Below are 16,669 nucleotides of genomic sequence, written 5' to 3' on the forward strand. Positions count from 1 at the left end.
GACACGAATCCGGCACATCCACCGGCGCCGCCCTTGACGGGTGACCGCGCACCTTCTAGGTTGAGCGAAACTCCATCGGTCACAGGCGTGCCTGTGACCACGAGAAGGCCGGGTGGGCGATGGGAACGGAAATGACAGGGTCCTCGTGGCCGCAGCTGCGCATCGATGACTGGACGGGCACGCGGGAGAACCTGCACCAGTGGCTGCAGATCGTCGGGAAGATCGAACTGGTCTCCACGACGCTCATCAACCACTGGTGGAACGTCACCTATGACGTCAGCGCTCGCGGACTGCGCACACAGATCCTCATGCGCCAACAGGGGCGGACCTTCGACGCGGAATTCGACTTCATCGCCGACGAACTCGTGCTGCGAGCGAGCACCGGCGACATCGAGACCGTGCCGCTGAAGCCCCAGTCGGTCGCCGACTTCTACGCCGCCGTGATGGCGGCCCTGACCAGGCTCGGCGCCCCGTGCACAGTGTGGGCATGGCCGAACGAACTGCCCCAGGCCACCCCGTTCGCCGAAGACACACGGCCACGGGAATACGATGCCGACGCCGTGCGGTTGTGGTGGCGACAGCTCCAGCACATCGATGACGTCTTCGCCTACTGGCGCGCCGGATTCGCAGGCAAAGCAAGCCCCGTCCAACTGTTCTGGGGGTCGATGGACCTCTCCGCGACACGCTATTCGGGACGAGTCGCCCCACCGAGCACGGCCTCACCCCCGAACTGCCCGCCCTGGGTGATGGCCGAAGCCGAGGACCGGGAGAACGTCGCCGTCGGGTTCTGGGCCGGCGGCAGCGCCGAAGGCTCTTTCTACGCCTACGCGTATCCGGCGCCGAAAGGCTACTACGACGGGAAGCTCACCGCCGGCGGATACGACGCGAGCCTGGGGGAGTACCTCCTGCCCTACGCCGATGTCCGCACCGCCGACGATCCCGAAGGCACGCTGCTGACGTTCCTCGACGAGGTCTACGACCGCGCCGCGGACCTCGCGAACTGGGATCGCAGGATCCTCGACGTCGATCAGGATCGGCTCATCAGATACCTGCCGCCGGCCGACCTCAGCTCCCACGAGCACTGAGCGAGGTTTGTCTTCGCCCAGGCGCGATCAGTCCTCGCCGAGGTCGGCGAGGATCCGGCCGATGAGGCGTTCGCGCGCTGACGCGCTCATCGGCGCGGTGAGAATGCTCTCATACCCCCAGGAGCCGTCCGCGGCCATGCGGGCGACCAGGCACCGCAGCGAGACGTCATCGAGCTCATCGACGGGGACGCCCTCATCGGGGAACCAGCGCCGATAGACCTCCTCCCAGGGTGCGATCCACTCCGGTTCGTTCGCTGCTTCCATGATGAGACGCAGCTCCACGGTGCTCGGCGTCTTCAGCGCCGCCCGCACGTAGCCGCGGGTGCGTTCGACGAGGCTCGCCTCCTCGGGTGCCTTTCCGGTCGCGGCGAGGAGGTCCTCCTCGATGCGGGCTGCCAGATGCTCATGGATGCCCGCGAGCAGGGCGTGCTTGCTCGCGAAGTGGTAGAGCAGGCCGCGTTTGGTCACCCCCGCCTCCTCGGCGACGGAGTCAAGCGTGAGGGCGGTGATCCCTCGCTCCTCCACCACGGTCAGTGCCGCCTCGATGAGTTTGCGTCGTGCGCTCGGTCGTGCCATGGGTTCTCCTCTCGATGTCATAAGTATACCTTTCGGTGTAGTACACTCATTGGTGAAGTAACTCGAAAGGAGAAGGAACCTCATGGACACCACACCCCCTCGGGCCACAGCCCGCACCTGGGTCGGTCTGGCCGTGCTCGTGCTGCCGATGCTGCTCATCGCCATCGACAGCATGGTGCTGATCTTCGCCCTCGGCGAGATCACCGCGGAACTCGAACCCTCCGGTGCGCAGCAGCTGTGGATCCTCGACATCTACTCGCTCATGCTCGCCGGCCTGCTCGTCACCATGGCCTCACTCGGTGATCGCTTCGGCAGACGGAAGGTGCTCCTCATCGGCGCGGTCGGCTTCGCGATCGCCTCGGTGATCGGAGCGCTGTCGACCGAGGCCTGGATGCTCATCGCCGCCAGGGCCCTCCTCGGCATGTCCGGTGCCGCGATCATGCCCGGCACTCTCTCACTCATCCGCAACATGTTCCTCGACCGCAACGAGCGCCGCACCGCGATGGCCGTGTGGGCGGCGGCCGGAGCACTCGGCGCCGCTGCCGGACCCATCGTCGGCGGCGCCCTCATCGAGGCGTTCAGCTGGCATGCCGCGTTCCTCATGAACATCCCGGTGATGATCCTCCTGCTCGTCCTCGCGCCCTTCCTCGTCCCGGAGAGCAGGAACCCCAACCCCGGTCGCGTCGACCTCCTCAGCATCGTCCTCTCCCTGGCCGGCATGATCGCCGTCATCTACGGAGTGAAGACCTTCGCCGAGGGCGATGAGCCCGGCATCGCCGTCGTCACCTTCGTCGCCGGTCTCGTGCTCCTCGTCCTCTTCGTCATCCGGCAGCTGCGGATGCCTCTGCCGATGATCAACGTCCGCCTCTTCAAGGGACGAGCCTTCACCGGTGCCGTGGTGACGAACTTCCTGTCGGTGTTCGCCCTGGTCGGAGCCATGTTCGCGCTCACGCAGTTCCTCCAGCTCGTCGCGGGACTCTCGATCATCGAATCCGCCCTGTGGATGCTGCCGCAGGCGCTCGTCTCGGCAGGTGCGGGCTTCGTCGCCGCGGCGCTGGTCAAGCGCATTCCGACGTCGATCATCGTCACCGCGGGCATGCTCGTCACCGCGGGCGGATTCGCGATCCTGCTCACGCTCACCCCGGATACTCACCCGTGGGTCATCGCCGTGGCCCTCTCCCTCGTCGGTCTCGGCGCGGGTGTGGGTCTGACGCTGACCAACGACATCATCATGAGCTCGGTCCGCCCCGAGGAGTCCGGTCAGGCTGCGGCGATCAGCAACACCGGCTACGAGGTCGGCACCTCGTTCGGCATCGCGGTCCTCGGATCCGTGCTGCTCGGCTTCTACCGCACGAACCTCGAGGACTCGGTGCCGGCGGGACTGCCCGGCGAGGTGCTCGAGGCCGCCAAGGAGACCCTTGCGGCGGCGCTGCTCTACGCAGAGCAGATCTCCGGTGACATCGGCGCCGCCCTGGCATCGGCAGCCATGGAGTCCTTCACGACGGCACTGTCGCTGACCGGCGGCATCGCCACGGCGATCCTCGTGGCCGTGGCGATCTTCGCGGGCATCATGCTCCGCGGCGTCTCCGCTGAGGCCGATCTCGCCGAGAGCAACCGCGAGAACGTCGATCAGGACGCCTGATCCACACCCGTCCGGCAGTGCGCCCCGACCGGCGCACTGCCGGATGAGCAGGCCCCACGGCTGCCGGGCTCCGGACAGTTGCGGTGATCGCCGAGGCTGGGAAGTGTGCTTGCCCCATTGCCAGGGTGGCGAAATGTTGCCATGATCGTGGGGACATCCGCACGATTCCGAGCACCACCGCTTCAGGAAGAGGACCCATCATGGCCACCGCAGATCTCGCCCAGCAGTTCCACACCGCTCTCGTCGGCGGCGACGCCGACACCCTCAGCTCGCTCGTCACCCCCGATGTCACGTTCACCGGGCCCGTCGCTCAGGCCTCCGGCGCCGAGGAGGTCGTCCGGGGTCTCGCGGAGATGGGCTCGATGACGACCTCCGACGACGTCAAGGTCCAGCTCTCCGACGACGACAACGCCCTCATCTGGTCCGAACTCGCGACCTCCGGCTCCCCGGCGATCCCGGCCGCAACATGGCTGCGCTTCGAGGGCGGGAAGATCGCGGAGATCCAGACGGTCTTCAACGCCGCCCGCTGACTAGGGCCGGACCGCCGAGGCCTCGATGAGGCCCGTTCGCGCACCTTCCGGCGTCATTCCGGTCCAGGTCTTGAACGCGCGATAGAACGAGTTCGTGTCGGTGTAGCCGAGGAGGAAGGCGATCTCGGCGGTGCGCAGATCATTGCGCACGAGATAGTGGCGTGCGAGGTTCTCGCGCGTCTCGGCGAGCACCGCCTGGAACGACGTCCCCTCGGCTTTGAGCTGCCGTTGCAGGGTGCGCGGACTTGTCGCCAACCGCCGTGTGACGGCGCCGATCGACGGATCGCCTGCCGGCAGCGTCTCGACCAAGGCTGACTGCACGCGGTCGCTCGTGCTTGCTCCCGCGTCGAGATCGGCGAGCCGGCGGCGCAGCTCGGGCGCGAAGACCTGCCACATCCCCTCATTCTCGGTGAGGAACGGCCGTGTGGAATCAGCCTGCGCGAAGGTGACCGACCAGGCGTCTCCTGTCCGCACCCGCGCTCCGAGAAATTCTTCGAGCACGCCGGGATCCTGAGGAAGCTGCGGCATCGACACTCGCACCGGGCGGATCGGCTCCCGCGTTGCCAAGCGGGCGAGGGCCACCCAGAAGAGGATTTCGGCCATGGCGAGGAGGACCGGCGGCTCCTGCGTGCTCGGCCACCGATAGGCGATGGTGAGGTCGGCTGCGCTGTCGACGACGAGGGCAACCGGACCGATGAGCGGTTTGTAGACGGCCAGGCGCTCGGCTGCCGTGCGCAGATCCTGACTCGAGAGCGCAGCGAACAGCGGTGGGGAGAAGTGCTCGACGGAGATCGCCTCGCCGATCGCGACGGCCGCCTCCGCCGCGGTGCCGAGACGCTCCGCCTCGTCGGCGATCGCCGCCCAGAAGCGGTAGTAGTCCGCGGTGTCGAGCTCGGTCGCTCCACGCGAAAGCAGATCCCCGGGCAGGCTCGCGCGACGGAGGACGAGGGCGGGGGAGATGTCGAGATCGCGCAGGAGCACGGCGATGCTCGGATCGAGATCGAATCGGGTTCCGGCCATGGTCGAAGCGTAGCCGAGAACGCAGCGCGGACCACCGGTACTGCACGCCAGTCCACCCGCAAAGGACGCCAGGCGATCGTGGCGCGATCGGCAAGCACCTCGGCGTGCTCTGCTGGTCACACGGCATGCTGTGACATCTAATGTCGATGGTGTCATCACGAATCCGGTGAGGACCACTCACCGGATTCGCCCCCGAGCACCACCCTGTTGAAAGGTCACCAACATGAAGGCAGCAGTCATTCCCGAACTCAACGGCACCTGGGAGCTGCGGGAGGTTCCCACCCCGACCGCCGCACCCGGTCAGGTCCTCATCAAGGTCCACGCCACCGGCATCTGCTTCACCGACATCTGGACGACGCGCGGTGCCGCCGGCGATCTGTTCCCCAACACCCCGGGACACGAAGTCGTCGGCGAGATCGTCGAGGTCGGCGAGGGCGTCACCGGCCGCAAGGTCGGCGACCGGGTCGGCACCACGTGGGTGCAGTCGACGTGCGGACGGTGCGACTACTGCCGCGAGAACCTGCCGCTGTCCGGCCAGGCCGCGGTCAACTGCCCGAATGCCCGGCTCACCGGGTTCACCACCCAGGGCGGACACGCCGAGTACATCGCGGCCACCGCGACCGGCACCGTGCTCATCCCCGACGGACTGTCCTATGAGGAGGCCGCACCGATCTTCTGCGCCGGGTACACCGTGTGGAGCGGACTGCGCGCGGCTGATCCTCAGCCGGGCGAGACGATCGCCGTCGTCGGGATCGGCGGTCTCGGTCACCTTGCGGTCCAGTATGCGAAGGCAGCCGGCTTCAGGACGATCGCGGTGACCCACTCGCCGGACAAGCATGACCTGGCCCGCGACCTCGGCGCTGATCTCGTCGTCGCCGACGGCGCGGAGCTCCAGGCGGCAGGCGGCGCCGATGTCCTGCTTCTGAGCTCGAATTCCTACGAGTCCGGCAGGGACGCGTTCAAGGGCCTGCGGCACGACGGTCGTGCAGTTCTCGTCGGTCTCGACCCGTTCGACGACTTCACGATCCCGACCGAGCCGCAGCCGTTCTTCGCGCAGCGTCAGAAGGTCATCGGCGCCACGCACAACGGGCTCAACTACCTCACCGAAGCACTCGAGATCGCGGCATCGGGCAAGGTGAAGCCGATGATCGAGGTCTTCGACAAGGAGGACATCACCGAGGCGGTCGCCAAGGTCACCGCCGGTGACGTCCGCTTCCGCGCCGTCGTCACCTACTGAGTGCTCTTCGGCTCCGACTGGTCTGCCATGCGCCGCCCCCGCCTCGACGGGGACCGGCGCGGTGCCGCGCCACCGGGCGATGAGCGTCATCAGCTGGTAGATGACGATCGCCGAGGCGGTGCCCAGGGCGATCCCGGCGAACTCGAGTCCGGCCGGGGTCCACGTGAAGTTCGCGATCGCGACGATGAGGGACACCGCTGCGGTGTTGAGGTTGATCGGATTGGCGAAGTCGACCCGGTTCTCCACCCAGATGCGCACCCCGAGGAGGCCGATCATCCCGTAGAGCACGGTCGCTGCCCCGCCGAGCACACCGGGTGGGATCGTCGCGATGATCTCCCCGAACTTCGGCAGCAGACTGAGGATGAGGGCGATGATCGCGGCACAGAAGTACGCGGCCGTCGAGTAGATCTTCGTCGCGGCCATGACGCCGATGTTCTCCGCGTACGTCGTCGTGCCCGATCCGCCGCCGGCCCCGGCGAGCGTCGTGGCGAGTCCGTCGGCGAAGAGGGCCCGGCCGGTGAGTCCGTCGAGATCGCGGCCGGTCATCGCGGCCACGGACTTCACATGCCCGATGTTCTCGGCGACGAGGACGAGGACGACGGGCAGGAAGAGTCCGAGGTACCCGAGATCGAAGGCCGGGGCGTGGAAGGTCGGCAGGCCGATCCAGGCGGCGGAGGACACGGTGGAGAAGTTCACTTCCCCCTGGACGAGTGCCGCACCGTAGCCGACGAGCACGCCGATGAGGATCGACAGCCGCCCGAGCATGCCCTTGAAGAGCACGGAGGAGACGACGATGACGGCGATCGTGATGACTGCGGTGAGCGGCGCCTGCTGCACCCACCCCCAGGCGGCGGGGGCGAGGTTGAGGCCGATGAGGGCGACGATCGCACCGGTGACGACCGGCGGCATCGTCACCTCGATCCACCGCACCCCGGCGAAGTGGACGACGATGCCGACAAGCGCCAGGGTCACCCCGACGGAGATGATCCCGCCCTGGGCGAGCGCCATCGCCTGCGAGTCGAGCCGCTCCCCGGAGGTCGCCGCGAAGCCGGTGACCGCCCCGACGGGGGCGAGCAGGCCGAACGACGAGCCGAGGTAGGACGGCATCATCCCCTTCGTGATGAGGAGGAAGAGAAGCGTGCCGATCGCGGTGAAGAAGAGCGTCGTCGACGGCGGGAAGCCTGTGAGCAGAGGGACGAGGAACGTCGCCCCGAACATCGCGACGACGTGCTGGGCGCCGATCCCGATCGTCCGTGGCCAGCTCAGCCGCTCCTCGGGAAGCACGATCTCCCCGGGACGGATCGTCCTGCCGTCACCGTGGAGGCTCCACTGCCATCTGGCGGTCGTGTCCACCTCGTGTTCCCTTCCGTCGACTCCGGACCCTCACCGGGTCCCAGTGCAGTGTATGCGCGCCGAGGCGGCTGTGCACGAGAGGGGTCATGTCTCCCGCAGCGATCGCTTGAGGATCTTGCCGGCGGAGTTCTTCGGCAGCTCGGCGACGAACGTCACCCGCTTGGGCACCTTGAAGCCGGCGAGACGGTCCCGGACATGGGCGATGACATCCGCCTCGGCGATCTCACCGGCATCGTCGCGGAGAACGACGAAGGCACTGATCGCCTCGATCCACTTCTCGTCGGCGATGCCGACGACGGCGACCTCGGCGACTCCGGGCATCGCGAAGATCGCATCTTCGACCTGCCGGCTGGCCACGAGCACCCCGCCGGTGTTGATGACGTCCTTGACGCGGTCGACGACCTCGACGTAGCCGTCGGCATCCATCCGCACGAGGTCACCGGAGTGGAACCACTGGCCGTCGAAGGCGGCGTCGGTCGCCTCGGGCCTGTCCCAGTAGCCCTCGCACAGCTGCGGCGACCGGTAGAGGATCTCTCCGAGCTCACCGGGGCCGACCTCCTCACCGGCGGCGTCGACGACCCGCGTCTCGACGAAGAGGACGGCGCGTCCGGCCGAGCCGGGGTGGGCGTCGTGCTCCTCGGGGCGGAGCACCGTGCACAGCGGACCCATCTCGGACTGGCCGAAGCAGTTGTAGAACCCGAGCCCGGGCAGCCGGGTGCGCAGCTTCTCGAGCACCGGGCCGGGCATGATCGACGCCCCGTAATAGGCCTTCTCGAGGCTGTCGAGGTTCCTCGTCTCAAGGCCGGGACTGTTCGCGAGCGCCACCCACACGGTGGGGGCGGCGAAGAAGGAGTTGATCCGCCGCGACTCGAAGAGAGCGAGCAGGTCGTCCGGGACGGGGGCGGTGACGATGATGTTGTGGGCGCCGACGGCGAGCAGCGGGAGGAGGAAGACGTGCATCTGCGCCGAATGGTAGAGCGGCAGCGCATGGACGACCCGGTCGGTGCCGGCGAAGTCGAGGCTCGTCAGGCACGAGAGGTATTCGTGGACGAGCGCGCGGTGCGTCATGACCGCGCCCTTCGGCGCCGAGGTGGTCCCCGAGGTGTAGAGCAGCTGCGCGACATCCGTGTCAGCGACGTCGAACTCGCCCTCTCCGGCCGGGGCGATGTCCGGCGCCGAGGCGGGACCGAGGAAGTCGTCGAACCCGACGAGACGGGCGCTGCCGCCATGGGCGGTGGCGGAGACCGCCTCGGCGAGGTCGGAGTCGGCGACGACGATCCCGGCCCCGGAGTTGGCGAGGATGTAGTCGAGCTCGTCCCCGGTGAGCTGGAAGTTCACGGGCACGTGGATGAATCCGGCACGGGCGCACGCGAGATAGACGAGGGCGTAGAGGTCCGAGTTCCGGCCGTAGGCGGCGATCCGGTCGCCTGGACCGGCCCCGAGGCGGCGGAGTTCACGGGCGATCGCGGTGACCGCGGAATCGAACTCGGCATAGGACCATGTGCGGTCGCCGAACTCGACGGCGGTCCGGGAGCCGAAGCGGTCGGCGCTGCGCCGGATGAGATCGGCGACGGTGGAGGAGACGGGCTGCAGGGACGACGTCGTCGTCGACGCGGTAGAGGTCATGGGGCCAATCTAGCGGCGACGCCTCGGCAAGTGAACAGATCGGGCTCTCCGGTGCCAGGGCCGGGCCGACTCCGGCCGATGGCAGGCGGACCGGCCCGACCGGGGGCGGTGCGTGCGCTCCACCGCCCGGGATGAGTGCCGGTGACGATGCATTAGTGTGGGCGTATGAGATATCCGACGGTCAGCGAATGTGTGGACGTCTTCGACTCCCTGTGGCCGCCGTCCCTGGCCGAGGACTGGGACACCGTCGTCTCGCGGTCGGGGATCCCGATGCCGAGGTGCGCTCGATCCTCCTCGCCCTCGATCCCACCGATGCCGTCATCGCCGAGGCGGTCGTCCTCGGCGCGGACCTGCTCTTCACCCATCATCCGCTCATGCTGCGCCCGGTCTCCTCGGTGAGCGCGGGCACCCTCAAGGGCGGGGCCGTCCACACGCTCATCACGAACGCCATCGCCCAGTTCAACGCGCACACCAATGCCGACTCCGCCGTCGGGGGAGTCTCGGACGTCCTCATCGACCTCATCGGCGTCCCCGACTCCTCACCGCTCGTCCCCGACCCCGCGGATCCGGCACGCGGCATCGGTCGGGTGGGCGACCTCGGCGAGCCGACGACGGTCCGCGACATCGCCCGGACCCTGGCCGGTCGACTGCCGCGGACGACGACCGGTGTGCGCATCGCCGGTGACCCCGCCGCCGAGGTGACCCGGGTCGCCGTGTGCGGGGGAGCGGGGGACTCCCTCTTCGACGCCGTGCGCACCAGCGGTGCCGACGTCTACGTCACCGCCGATCTCCGCCATCATCCGGCGACCGAGGCCCTCGACACCGGCAATCGCGGCGACGCCCGCCCCCAGCTCATCGACGTCTCGCATTGGGCCTCGGAGGCGGTGTGGCTGGCGGTCGCCGCCGAGGCGCTCGACGCCGAGTTCGCCGCCCGCGGACTCTCCGTCGCCCTCCAGGCCTCCGCCGTCAACACCGACCCCTGGGTCGAACGCTACTGACCCCTGCCCTCGATGCTCTAGGACATGACCATGCAGCTCACCGCCGATCAGCGCACCCGTCTCGAGGAGCTCATCGAGCTCACGGCGAAGTCACGGGCCCTGCGCCACGAACACGAGAACCCCGCCGAGGGGCCGAAGCTGCAGGAGCTCATCGAGCGGCACAAGGCGCTGAGTGCGGAGAAGGCGGCCGCCGCCGAGGTGACCGCCGGGCTCGAGAGCGAGACCGCCGAGCTCACCGCCGCGATCGACAAGCAGACGGCGCAGATTGCGAAGAAGACGACCGAGCTCAACGACGGCACGGGGCTGACGAGCCGCGACCTCGTCCACCTGCAGGAGGAGATCGCCGCCCACGAGGCGAAGGTCGCCGAATTCGAGGACACGGAGCTCGCGACGATGGAGCGACTCGAAACCGCGCAGGCCGAGCTGGCGGACATCGAATCCCGCATCGCCGAGGTCACGGAGCAGGGACGGACGACCCAGACGGCGATCAAGGAGCGCAAGGCGGCGCTGGCCGAGGACATGGACGAGCTCGGCAGTCAGGAGTCCCAGCTCAAGGCCGACCTGCCGCCGGACCTCGTGCGCCGGTTCGAGGGCAACGTCGCCCAGGGCGGGCCGGGCGCGGCGATCATCGCCGGCCCCAACTGCCAGGCCTGCGGTCAGGAGATCAGCGGCGCCACGTGGCACCAGTGGCTGAGCGAGGACCCGAACGAGGTCCACACCTGCGAGGAGTGCGAAGCGGTCCTGCTCCGCCGCGCGTGAAGCCGAGGGCTCAGTCGCGCAGGACGATCGTCAGTCCCGCCGGTCGGGTGGCGGTCGCCTCGGCGAATTCCACCTCATAGTGCTCTGCGGCGCGGGTGACGAGTGCGTCGATGCTCTCCGGCAGCGGGCGTTCGTCACGGAGCAGGCGGCCGACGAACTCGCCCCGGTAGAACTTCGCCCAGTGGGAGACGACGCTGCGCTTGTCCCCGGTCGCCTTGATGGCCCCGAGCGTGACGACCTGCCCGTGGGGACCCGGCCACGCCGACCGGTAGTCGCTCGAGCGGCAGTCGAGGATGACCTCGGCGTCAGCGACGGTGAAGGACTTCGCGAGGATCGGCTTCCACCACGAGGACAGCCGGCCGAGCTGGCCGAGGTCGGTCTTCATCGCCAAGCGATACGCGGGGATCGGGTCGAGGCCGCCGACCTGACCGAACACCGCGGAGAACACGTGGACGTCGCGGAGGCGGTCAGCGAACGCCGCATCGGACTCGGCGAGGGCGACGAGATCGGCCGCGCCCATCGCCTCGAAGAGGACGCCGGTGTAGGTGAGCAGGGCGGGAGCGCACGGCTGCTCGTCGATGGTGACGTTGCGGGCGACCTCCTCGGCGAGTGACTTGCCGACGCCGAGGGCGGTGAGCGCGTCCTTGCGCTTCGAGGCCTTCTTCAGCGCTCCGAGCACCTGCCGTCGCTTGGCGGTGAGATCCGGGGACGACAGGGCGGCCAGGTCGAGCGGTGCCCCGGTCGCCGGTGGGGTCTTGCCTTCGGAGGGAGGGAGGAGGATCTTCACCCCACCATCGTAGGCGGCAGGGCTGACACGCCCCGACCCGGTCCGTGTTGCCTTGGTCACCACCGGGTGGGAGGTCGCCGTCGCCTGCTGCCGATCCGAGTAGACTGGTCGGTGAGGACAGGTCACCAGACGGCCGCGGCCTTCGGGCTGAGGAACGTCCGGGCTCCGCAGAGCAGGGATGGTGGGTAACACCCACCCGGGGCAACCCGCGGGCAAGTGCAACAGAGAGCAGACCGCCACGCGAGACGATGCACATCGTGTCGCGGGGTAAGGGTGAAACGGTGGTGTAAGAGACCACCAGAGTGCCGGGTGACCGGCGCTGCTGGGTAAACCCCATCCGGAGCAAGATCAGACAGACGGCGTTCGAGGCTGCTCGCCGAGCCGTCGGGTGGATTGCTTGAGGCCGTTGGCAACAGCGGTCCCAGATAGATGGCCGTCAGTCGAGAAGGGCAACCGACTCGATGACAGAACCCGGCGTATCGGTGGCCTGTCCTCCTCAGTCACCTCGTCACCCCGTCGAGTTGGGACCGCTCAGCTCTCGCCCTTCTTCACTCGCGCTTTGCCGTCGTTGACGGCGAGGATTGCGGCCCCGACGATGCCGGCGTTGTTGAACATCTTCGCCGGGCACATGAGCGCGCGGGTCTTGATGAGCGGCAGGAACTCATCGTGCTGCTTCGAGATGCCGCCGCCGACGATGATGAGGTCCGGGGCGACGAGCAGCTCGACCTGGGAGTAGTACTGCTGGAGGCGACCAGCCCACTCGTCGTATTCGAGTCCCTCGCGGACCTTGACCGATTCGGCCGCCTGCGTCTCGGCGTCGCGGCCATTCATCTCGATGTGGCCGAGCTCGGTATAGGGGACCAGCCGGCCCTGAGTGAACAGCGCGGTGCCGATGCCGGTGCCGAGCGTCGTCAGCAGCACGGTCTTCTTCCGGTACTTCCGGCCGGCGCCGAAGACCATCTCCGCGAGCCCCGCGGCATCGGCGTCGTTCATGATGAAGAACTTCCGGCCGACGTGCTCGCGGAGGATCGACTGGATGTTCGAGCCGATCCAGCTCTGATCGAGGTTCGCGGCGTAGTGGACCTCGTCGTCACGGACGACACCGGGGAACCCGCAGCCGAGGGGGAGCGCGTCGAGGGACGACCGGTCGTCGACGACCTCGAGTTCGAGGGCACGCTCGACGAGGAGCTCGACCACCTCGGCGATGGCATCGGCGACCGCCACCGGCGTGCTCGGCTTCGGGGTGAGGACCCGGACCCGCTTGAACGCGAGCTGACCGGTCGCCGTGTCGACGAGCGCGGCTTTGATGCCCGTGCCGCCGATGTCGATGCCGATCGCGAAACGGGCGGGGGAGTCGTCAGTCATGCGTGTCCTTGGGGCTCGGGCCTCCGGCGATCGCCGTGTCCGGATCGGGGAGGGTGAGGATGTCGGCACCGGTGTCGGTGACGACGATGGTGTGCTCGAACTGGGCGGAGCGCTTCCGGTCCTTCGTCACGACCGTCCACGAGTCGTCCCAGACGTCCCAGGCCTCGGTGCCGAGGTTGAGCATCGGCTCGATCGTGAAGATCATGCCCGGCTCCATCACCTCGGCGTGGGCCGGGGCGGCGTCGTAATGGGGGACGATGAGCCCGGAATGGAACTCCCGTCCGACCCCGTGCCCGCTGTAGTCGCGGACGACGCCGTAGCCGAAGCGCTGCGCGTACTTCTCGATGACGCGGCCGATGATGTTGATCTCCCGACCGGGCCGCACCGCCTTGATGCCGCGCATCGTCGCCTCCCACGTCCGCTCGATGAGCAGACGGGACTCCTCGTCGATGTCACCGACGGCGAAGGTGAAGTTCGTGTCTCCGTGCATGCCGCCGATGAACGCGGTGATGTCGACGTTGACGATGTCGCCGTCGACGAGCTCGGTGGAATCGGGGATCCCGTGGCAGATGACCTCGTTGACCGAGGTGCACACCGACTTCGGGAACCCGCGGTAGCCGAGCGTCGACGGGTAGGCGCCGTGGTCGGCCATGTACTCGTGGGCCACCCGGTCGATCTCATCCGTCGTCACTCCGGGGGCGATGATCTCGCCGACCGCGGCCAGCGCGTTCGCGGCGATCGTCCCGGCGGTGCGGACGCGCTCGATCTCCTCCGGCGTGTAGTGGTTGCCGCCGCGGCCCTCATCGGCATCGGCGCGACCGACGTATTCGGGGCGGGTGATCGAAGCGGGGACCCGACGTTCGGGAGAGAGCGTTCCGGGCGTGATGAGGCGAGGCTGGACAGTCATGATGGTCACGATTCTAGAGCCCCGGCGTGTCGATATTCCACCGCGCACCCGCACCCGTGACCCCGGGTGGAGGCGCAGAAGCATAGACTCGAGGGTGAGCAATGACGACGGAATCGACGCAGGAGGTGTGATGAGCGAGCGTTCGGATGTGTCCGGTGGGGAGTTCTCCGGGCTGAGCGAGGTGGTGAGCCTGACGAGCGCCCCTCAGCAGATCGCCGACCACATCCTCTCCGGCATCGCCGTGGGAGCCCTGCCGGAGGGCACCCTGCTGCCCGGCGAACGGGCCCTGGCCGCTGACCTGCAGGTGTCGCGCTCGAGTGTCCGGGCGGCTCTCGAGCGGCTCGAGCGCCTCGGAGTCGTCGAACGGCGCCGAGGCCGCGGCGGCGGCACTTTCGTCGCCAACGTCGAACCGGCCACTCTGGCCCCCATGGCCGGACGCATCGAGGAGTTCTACGCCGAGCGCAAGAACCTCCTCGACGCCCGCGCCGTGTTCCAGAACGGTCTGGCCGCCACGGCGGCGACGCGGCGGACGGAGGACGAGCTCGCCGAACTCCGGGAGCTCGCCGCGGTGTACTCCGAACGCGCCGAGGCGGCCGCCGCTCGGACGGCCGATGCGCGGTTCCATTTCGCCATCGCCCGGGCCGGGCACAATCCCGAACTCGTCCGCATGGCCATCGACATCGACACCCGGATCAACGCCGGCTTCCGTCACGACCCGTTCTCGCATGAGCTCTTCGACCGTGCGGTCATCGACCATGCCGCGATCGTCGAGGCGATCGCCAACGGGGACGCCGAGGCGGCCGGGCGGCTGTGCGAAGAGCACTTCCGCTCGACGACGATGCCCGACCAGGGCTGACCGCGCCGACTGAGGTCCGCCGACATCCTCTGGGTGCCGCCGGACCTCCGCGGGGCGCCGCGGAGTGCGCCGCCGGACCTCCGTGGGGCACTGCCGACAACCTCGGGGCGCTGCCGGGACTACGCGGAGCGCCGCGGACAACCTCGGGGTGCAAGAACACCCCGGCGCTCGACGCACACCCCTGCGCTCGACACACACCTCTGAGCACAGCGAAAGGAACCCGCAGCTCCATACCCACCGCGTGCACGGGGAGGGTGTGGAGCCGAGGGTGCCTTTCGCGACAACCGCCGCCGGACCGCGCGCCGCTGTCAGGCCCGCGCGAGGCCCGACGCTGTCGCGAGCGGCCTTCGCCGAACCGTCATCGGCGCGCAGCCTGCGGCGAACGCTCAGCTAGCGACCGCTCAGTCGGCGACCGCTCAGTCGGCGACCGCTCAGTCGGCGACCGCTCAGTCGGCGAACGCTCAGTTGGCGAGTGCGTGCTCGACGGAGACGGCCTCGAGGCCGAACGCCTCGGCGACGTTGTCATTGGTGACGTGACCGTTGTGGACGTTGAGTCCGCGGGCGAGGCCGGCGTCGTTCGACAGCGCCTTGTGCCAGCCCTGGTCTGCGAGCTTGACGGCGAAGGGCAGGGTCGCGTTCGTCAGGGCCGCGGTCGCGGTGTTCGGCACGGCGCCGGGCATGTTCGCCACGCAGTAGAAGATCGACTGGTGGACGACGTAGGTCGGGTCGTCGTGCGTCGTCGGGTGCGAGCCTTCGAAGCAGCCGCCCTGGTCGATGGCGATGTCGACGAGCACCGAGCCGGGCTTCATGCCGGCGACCATCTCGTCGGTGACGAGCTTGGGAGCCTTCTTGCCGGGGATGAGGACCGAGCCGATGACGAGGTCGGCGGTCGAGAGCGACTTCGTGATCTCGTACTTGTTCGACACCTTCGTCGCGATCGCTCCGCCGAAGGTCTCGTCGATCTGGCGCAGACGCGGGATGTTGATGTCGATGACCTCGACGTTGGCGCCGAGTCCGAGGGCCATGCGCGCGGCGTTCGTGCCGGCCACACCGGCGCCGATGACGACGACATTGGTCTTGTCGGTGCCGGGGACGCCGGAGAGGAGCACGCCGCGGCCGCCTTCGGCCTTGAGCAGGCTGTGGGCGCCGACCTGCGTCGAGAGACGTCCGGCGATCTCGCTCATCGGCGCGAGCAGCGGCAGGCCGCCGCCGTCGGGCTGGACGGTCTCGTAGGCGATCGCCGTGGTGCCGGCCTCCATGAGCGCCTTCGTCAGCGCTTCGTCGGCGGCGAGGTGGAGGTAGGTGAAGAGGATGAGGTCCTGGCGGAGGAAGCCGTACTCGGAGGCGATGGGCTCCTTGACCTTGAGGACCATGTCACCGGCGGCCCAGGTGGCGGCGGCGTCGGGGGCGATCTTCGCGCCGGCTGCGATGTACTCATCGTCGGTGATGAATGATCCTTCGCCGGCTCCGGCCTGGACGGTGACCTGGTGACCGCGGGAGACGAGCTCGTGGACGCCGGCGGCGGTGATGGCGACGCGGAACTCGTTGTTCTTGACCTCTGTGGGCACTGAGATGCGCATTGGGATTCCTTCTTTCATGGCGCCCCATGGGACGGGACAGATTCGGCTCTGCGGGGCAGCGACCGAGGGTACATCTCACTCTAAGCTCGTGAAGGTTCGCGAGGCAAACCTTTACGTGCCCATTTCGTCATCAATCTTGCGGAATCGGTTGTCCACCATGCGAAAGAATGGGGAAATCCGCGGAACTGGTACCACCTCGAGGCATCCTCGGTGGACCCCTCGCAGCCGCCGGGGCACTCCGGGGAACCGGCAACGGTCACCGGCCGACACCTCGGCGAACTCCCTGTCAGGAGGCCCGCGAACCGGTAAGCTGGCCGGTGTCAGGGCATCATCTCACCGACGACGAAA

The 16,669-nt window shown here is 68.4% G+C and carries 14 protein-coding genes, 1 other RNA gene and 1 pseudogene; 8 read left to right on the forward strand and 8 right to left on the reverse strand.

All coding sequences use genetic code 11. The features are described 5' to 3' along the window. Positions 1-119: 119 nt before the first annotated feature. Positions 120-1,085: a DUF5996 family protein gene (locus tag AC2W7K_RS01395; protein ID WP_232623592.1), complete on the forward strand. Its 966-nt coding sequence runs from the start codon at positions 120-122 to the stop codon at positions 1,083-1,085. A 27-nt stretch (positions 1,086-1,112) separates the two neighbouring features. Here AC2W7K_RS01395 and AC2W7K_RS01400 read toward each other — a convergent pair whose 3' ends face one another. After that, complete coding sequence (locus tag AC2W7K_RS01400; protein WP_198498715.1) at positions 1,113-1,661, reverse strand: TetR/AcrR family transcriptional regulator; 549 nt, start codon at positions 1,659-1,661, stop codon at positions 1,113-1,115. 82 nt (positions 1,662-1,743) lie between these two features. Here AC2W7K_RS01400 and AC2W7K_RS01405 point away from each other — a divergent pair, with 82 nt between their 5' ends. Together AC2W7K_RS01405 and AC2W7K_RS01410 are read left to right on the forward strand one after the other, a co-directional pair. Further along, on the forward strand, positions 1,744-3,303 hold the full coding sequence (locus AC2W7K_RS01405) for an MFS transporter (protein WP_198498716.1): 1,560 nt from the start codon (positions 1,744-1,746) through the stop codon (positions 3,301-3,303). A gap of 200 nt (positions 3,304-3,503) precedes the next feature. Beyond that, positions 3,504-3,833: a nuclear transport factor 2 family protein gene (locus AC2W7K_RS01410; protein ID WP_198498717.1), complete on the forward strand. Its 330-nt coding sequence runs from the start codon at positions 3,504-3,506 to the stop codon at positions 3,831-3,833. Here the strand turns inward: AC2W7K_RS01410 and AC2W7K_RS01415 are convergent, their stop codons facing one another. Then, positions 3,834-4,853 carry an AraC family transcriptional regulator gene (locus AC2W7K_RS01415; RefSeq protein ID WP_198498718.1) on the reverse strand — a complete coding sequence of 340 codons (1,020 nt, stop codon included), beginning with the start codon at positions 4,851-4,853 and terminating at the stop codon, positions 3,834-3,836. A 223-nt stretch (positions 4,854-5,076) separates the two neighbouring features. On the opposite strand from AC2W7K_RS01415, the gene AC2W7K_RS01420 reads away from it, so the two are divergent. Continuing rightward, positions 5,077-6,090: an alcohol dehydrogenase catalytic domain-containing protein gene (locus AC2W7K_RS01420; RefSeq protein ID WP_198498719.1), complete on the forward strand. Its 1,014-nt coding sequence runs from the start codon at positions 5,077-5,079 to the stop codon at positions 6,088-6,090. Positions 6,091-6,108: 18 nt separating this feature from the next. On the opposite strand, the pseudogene AC2W7K_RS01425 reads toward AC2W7K_RS01420, so the two are convergent. After that, positions 6,109-7,338 (reverse strand): annotated as a pseudogene (locus AC2W7K_RS01425) (uracil-xanthine permease family protein); the annotation flags it as partial. 189 nt (positions 7,339-7,527) lie between these two features. Then, positions 7,528-9,069: a fatty acyl-CoA synthetase gene (locus tag AC2W7K_RS01430; protein WP_344251615.1), complete on the reverse strand. Its 1,542-nt coding sequence runs from the start codon at positions 9,067-9,069 to the stop codon at positions 7,528-7,530. A gap of 212 nt (positions 9,070-9,281) precedes the next feature. Here AC2W7K_RS01430 and AC2W7K_RS01435 point away from each other — a divergent pair, with 212 nt between their 5' ends. Together AC2W7K_RS01435 and AC2W7K_RS01440 are read left to right on the forward strand one after the other, a co-directional pair. Beyond that, positions 9,282-10,067 carry a Nif3-like dinuclear metal center hexameric protein gene (locus AC2W7K_RS01435; protein WP_486005682.1) on the forward strand — a complete coding sequence of 262 codons (786 nt, stop codon included), beginning with the start codon at positions 9,282-9,284 and terminating at the stop codon, positions 10,065-10,067. A 24-nt stretch (positions 10,068-10,091) separates the two neighbouring features. Further along, a complete protein-coding gene (locus tag AC2W7K_RS01440; RefSeq protein ID WP_232623593.1) occupies positions 10,092-10,826 on the forward strand; it encodes a zinc ribbon domain-containing protein in 735 nt (244 codons plus the stop codon). 10 nt (positions 10,827-10,836) lie between these two features. On the opposite strand, the gene AC2W7K_RS01445 is transcribed toward AC2W7K_RS01440, so the two are convergent. Continuing rightward, the gene (locus AC2W7K_RS01445; RefSeq protein ID WP_486005683.1) at positions 10,837-11,673 is read right to left on the reverse strand and encodes a YaaA family protein; all 837 of its coding nucleotides are present in this window, start codon (positions 11,671-11,673) and stop codon (positions 10,837-10,839) included. A gap of 57 nt (positions 11,674-11,730) precedes the next feature. On the opposite strand from AC2W7K_RS01445, the gene rnpB reads away from it, so the two are divergent. Continuing rightward, positions 11,731-12,108: RNase P RNA component class A (gene rnpB / locus AC2W7K_RS01450), an RNA gene on the forward strand. Positions 12,109-12,144: 36 nt separating this feature from the next. On the opposite strand, the gene ppgK is transcribed toward rnpB, so the two are convergent. Together ppgK and map are read right to left on the reverse strand one after the other, a co-directional pair. Then, positions 12,145-12,978: a polyphosphate--glucose phosphotransferase gene (gene ppgK, locus AC2W7K_RS01455; protein WP_198498724.1), complete on the reverse strand. Its 834-nt coding sequence runs from the start codon at positions 12,976-12,978 to the stop codon at positions 12,145-12,147. Continuing rightward, on the reverse strand, positions 12,971-13,885 hold the full coding sequence (map, locus tag AC2W7K_RS01460) for a type I methionyl aminopeptidase (protein WP_198498725.1): 915 nt from the start codon (positions 13,883-13,885) through the stop codon (positions 12,971-12,973). Before map ends, ppgK begins: the two co-directional genes overlap by 8 nt. A gap of 130 nt (positions 13,886-14,015) precedes the next feature. Between map and AC2W7K_RS01465 the strand changes: the two genes are divergently transcribed. Further along, positions 14,016-14,741 (forward strand): FadR/GntR family transcriptional regulator, encoded by a 726-nt coding sequence (locus AC2W7K_RS01465; RefSeq protein WP_198498726.1) that lies wholly within the window; start codon positions 14,016-14,018, stop codon positions 14,739-14,741. 461 nt (positions 14,742-15,202) lie between these two features. On the opposite strand, the gene ald is transcribed toward AC2W7K_RS01465, so the two are convergent. Beyond that, positions 15,203-16,321, reverse strand: a complete 1,119-nt coding sequence (gene ald / locus AC2W7K_RS01470) for an alanine dehydrogenase (protein WP_198498727.1) — start codon at positions 16,319-16,321, stop codon at positions 15,203-15,205. Positions 16,322-16,669: the final 348 nt, after the last annotated feature.

Source organism: Brevibacterium sp. LAARM2_SD2, from assembly GCF_057364785.1.